At 70.3% G+C, this 4,057-nt stretch carries 4 protein-coding genes; 3 read left to right on the forward strand and 1 reads right to left on the reverse strand.

Going from position 1 to position 4,057, the window contains the following annotated elements; genetic code table 11:
* A partial coding sequence (locus tag AOK24_RS44660; protein ID WP_159052252.1) for a helix-turn-helix domain-containing protein occupies positions 1-1,142 on the reverse strand: 1,142 nt, incomplete at its 3' end.
* A gap of 239 nt (positions 1,143-1,381) precedes the next feature.
* On the opposite strand from AOK24_RS44660, the gene AOK24_RS44665 reads away from it, so the two are divergent.
* The 3 genes from AOK24_RS44665 to AOK24_RS44675 form a co-directional block, all read left to right on the forward strand.
* Positions 1,382-2,107: an LbetaH domain-containing protein gene (locus AOK24_RS44665; RefSeq protein WP_055725504.1), complete on the forward strand. Its 726-nt coding sequence runs from the start codon at positions 1,382-1,384 to the stop codon at positions 2,105-2,107.
* Between the two features lie 5 nt (positions 2,108-2,112).
* Positions 2,113-3,444 carry a UDP-N-acetylglucosamine 1-carboxyvinyltransferase gene (locus tag AOK24_RS44670; protein ID WP_133258323.1) on the forward strand — a complete coding sequence of 444 codons (1,332 nt, stop codon included), beginning with the start codon at positions 2,113-2,115 and terminating at the stop codon, positions 3,442-3,444.
* A partial coding sequence (locus tag AOK24_RS44675; RefSeq protein ID WP_159052253.1) for a serine hydrolase domain-containing protein occupies positions 3,419-4,057 on the forward strand: 639 nt, incomplete at its 3' end. The genes AOK24_RS44670 and AOK24_RS44675, both read left to right, overlap by 26 nt.

The following is a 4,057-nucleotide window of genomic DNA, read 5'->3' on the forward strand; positions in this document are numbered from 1 at the left end:
ACGCTGGGCAGCGCCTTGAGCGGGATAGATCGGGCAGCGGCGAGCGCTGCCAGAGGATCCCCGCCGTGGTTCTCGGCGCTGATTCGGTGCAGTGCCACGGTGAGCGAGCTGAAGCCTCCGCCGTGGTCGCGCAGGAGGGTTCCACCGCCGAGTTCCCTCGCGATGGCAGCGGCCTCGTCGGTCAGCTCTCTCATCCCGTCCCGGTCGCCGCTGCGCGCGAGGGTGTAACTGGCGCTCTGCACGAGAAGGCCGCGTACCGCGGTTCCAGCCCGTCCGGCGCGGCACAGGTCCGGGTGGTCGGCGGCGGACAGCGCGATCGATAGTGCCTCGGAGTGCCAGCCTGCTTTCCTGGCCAGAACGGCCAGTTGGCGGGCGGATTCGGCGGCGGCGAGGACATCCTGTGCGGCCTCGGCGAGTTGCCGTGCACGGTCGGCCGCCATCCAACCGAGCTGCTGCTCGTCCATCTTCACAAGCATCCGCGTGGCCAACAGGTAGCTCTTGGCGAGGAGACCGTACTGGGCGGTGTCGTCGCCGTTGGGGGCGGTCGGCGCATGGCCGGCACGGATCAGGCGCGGCAGGCGTACGGCGAGGGAGGCGTACCGACAGGCATCGAAGTCGGCGAGTGCTCTGGTGAAGTCTGCAGCTAGCTGGTCTGCCGGCTGAATCGCGGGGAGCGGACCAAGTCCGAGCATTGCGTCTCGTAGCCGGGCGACCAACAGCTCTCCGAGCAGGGCCTCGTCGGGCTGCGTAGTGCCGCTTCCGAGGGGCGGGGCACCAGCCGCTGAAGCGGCTGTGGCCGCCAGGCCCGCGAGCAACTTCCTTCGGCGCACAGGGTCTTCACCGTCCTCCCAACCGGATCTACCCACCCTAAAGGCAGGCAACCGGGGGAAGGCATTAGCTGCGCCGATCGGCTGACCGTGTCGAACATCCGGCCCAGGCGCGGATAGCGCGAGGCCGAATGCCTGGCGCGGCAGTTCCAGGGCATCAGCGAAGCGGCGCAAGACGTGGACGTCGGTCATCGGTGTGATGCCGCGCTCGTACCGGGAGACCTGGGCTGCGGAGTAGCCGGTCCGCTTTCCAAGGTCGGCCAAGGTCATGCCCTTGGCCTGCCGCGTCTCCCGGATCAGCTCTCCGGGCTTCACGCCAGTCTCACGGTTTGCTGGTGCCGTGTTAACCGCATCTGTACCTCGTTCCCGCCGATACCCGAGGCTGCGCCGCCTTCACCGTAGTCCTGGGACTGCCCGACCAACAGGTCACTTGCATGAGATGCAAACGGCTTTGCAGGCCAGGGCAGCGCACCTCCCGCCGACGGGCCGGTAGCGGCGACCTTCGAGAACGAGCGGCCTGCAGCCACGGGCCGCCGAGATTCCTGGAGGTCCTGATGCAGTCAGCGAATCCCGTCACGTCCACGGCCTCGGCCGTCGATACCCGCCTCACCCCTGCCTACTACTTCCGCTCCGAGGGCCTCGGAGCGTACGTCAACCGTCTGTTGGAGGGCTGCTCCAGCGTCTTCGGCATCAAGGCCGCGATGGCCGCCGACCTCGACCGCGGGGACGAGGAACTCCGCGAAGGGCAGGGGGTGGTCGAGGACGGCGCTCTGCTCCAGGGCGATGTGATCGTCCAGGCCGGGGCCCGGATCGAGGCGGGAGCCCAGGTGATCGGTCCGGTCCTGGTCTGCGCGGGGGCCGTCGTGGCGGCCGGCGCGCTGGTGCGCGACCACAGCGTGATCGGCCCCGGCTGCCGGATCGGGTTCGGCGCGGAGGTCACCCGCAGCCTGCTGGCCGGGCACGTCTTCATGAAGCACCCCTGCTTCGTCGGCGACTCGGTGATCGGACGGCGCGTCAACATCGGCTCGTTCTGCTCCACCACGGGACTGCGGTGCGACCGCGGCCCTGTCGCGGAACCGGCGATCGAGGAGATCACCGTCAACCTCGACGGACAGCGCATCCCCACCGGCCAGACGAAGTTCGGCGCCGTCGTCGGTGACGAGGTGGCGCTGCCTGCCGGAACCGTGCTCTCGCCGGGCACCCTGATCGGGCCGGGAACGGTGATCTACCCGCGCAACCACATCGGGGGTTTCCTGCCCTCCGGGTCCCGGGTCCGGTGACAGCCGTGGCCACCGCACTCACTCGCGACGCCATGGACACCACCCTCGTGCAGGTCACCGGCGGGCGCCCGCTGTCCGGCCGGATCCCGGTCCAGGGCAGCAAGAACATCGCTCTGCACCTGTACGCCGCCGCACTCCTCGCCGACGTCCCGGTGGTCCTGGCCGGGGCGCCGGACATCATCGACACCGGGGTATGCGCACAGATCCTGCGCCGCACCGGAGCCCGCGTCGATACCCGGGGCGGATGCTTCACGGTGTCCCCGCCGAGCACCATGCGCCCGGTCGTTCATCCCGAACTCGGCCGCCGGGTCCGGACGACCGCCGTACTGGCCGCCGCGGTGCTGGCCCGCACCGGGCAGGTTGCCTTCCCCTATCCCGGTGGCGACGCGTTCTGCCCTCGCCTGATCGACCGGCACCTCGCGGCGATGCAGGCTGCCGGCGCTGAGGTCATCGCGCGCGACACCGGTATCCGTGCGCGCTGTGTCCGCGGGGTGAGGGCGTTCACCGTGGACGTGAACACGGCGTACGGGCCGAGTCTCGGGGCGACGGTCACGGCGATGCTGCTGGCCGCTCGCGCTCACGGAACAAGCCTGATCACCCACCCGTCGATCGAGCCGGAGGTCACCGAGACCGCTCGCTTCCTGGCCGACCGAGGCGTCCTCATCCACTTCGACCAGGAGGGCCTTCACGTGTCCGGCAGCGACTGGATCGCTGGCGGCACCTTCTCGGTTGCCGGGGACCGGATCGAGGCCGCCACCATGATCATGGCCGCCGCCGCGACCGGCGGCAGCGTCCATCTCGACAACATCACCGCCGCCGATCTCCCCGACGGCCTCACCCGTACCCTGGCCAAGGCGGGCATTGCCGTGGCCGACGATCCGAGCGGTGGCGTACGGACGCTCCTTGACGGGCCGCTTCGGGCCACTGTGACAGCGACGGGTCCGCACCCGGGCCTTCCGACCGACACCGCACCACAGCTGACCGCGATGCTCACCGGGGCCGTCGGCACCTCGATGATCCGCGAGTGCATCTACCCCCGCCGTGACACCCACGTCCAGGGACTGCGTGCCTTCGGCGCCGAGATCACCGCCACCGGCGCGATCCTCCGCGTCCACGGACCGGCCCGGCTGCGCGGCGCCGACGTGGAGGCCGCGGACATCCGTGCGGTGACCGCGCTGCTGATCGCCGCACTCGCCGCCGACGGCACCTCTACGATCCGAGGAATGTTCCATCTCCGGCGCGGCTACGCACTCCTGCTGCCCCATCTGGCCACGCTGGGAGCCGAGATCACCACCATCCCGGAGGCCCCTGATGCCCGTCCCGTTCACCGCCGCTGACACCGCCCGCCTCCGGGACACCTTCGACCAGGTCGTCGCCGACGGCGCCACCCCCGGTGGCGTCATCGCGTACGGCACCATCGGCACCAGCCCTCAGTTCCTCAGTGCCGGCAAGGTCGCTCCCGAGTGCGGCGACACCGACCCCGGTCAGGACACCCTCTACGACATCGCCTCGCTGACGAAAGTCGTCGCGACCTGGCCCCTGATCGGCCAGGCCCTGCATGCCGGGCTGCTCGACCTCGACGCCCCGATCCGTGATGTCCTGCCGCCGATGCACAGCGAGACCCCCAGCGGAGAGGCGACCGTCCGCCAGCTGATCACCCACACCTCCGGGCTGCGTGCCTCCACCCGTCTCGACCACTATCGCGGCGCCGACCTGCCACTGCACGAACTCCTGTGCCGCGAACCGCTGGAAGACGCCCCTGGTCGGCATCGCTACATCAACCGCGGCTATATCCTGCTCGGCCTGGCCCTCGCCCACATCCACGATCGTCCCCTCGATCAGCTGGGCGCGGCCCTGTGGGGGACGCTCGGGATGAACGCCACCGTGTACGGGCCCGTCGCCCGCACCCCCAAGGTCGCTCCGACCGAGCAGCGCATCCACGGCGCCCCA

It is taken from the genome of Streptomyces niveiscabiei (assembly GCF_001419795.1).
In the GTDB taxonomy this organism is placed as follows: Bacteria; Actinomycetota; Actinomycetes; order Streptomycetales; family Streptomycetaceae; genus Streptomyces; species Streptomyces niveiscabiei.

Excerpts from the sequence above, each read along its gene's own strand:
- AOK24_RS44665 (WP_055725504.1), top strand. The coding sequence starts at position 1,382 with ATGCAGTCAGCGAATCCCGTCACGTCCACGGCCTCGGCCGTCGATACC.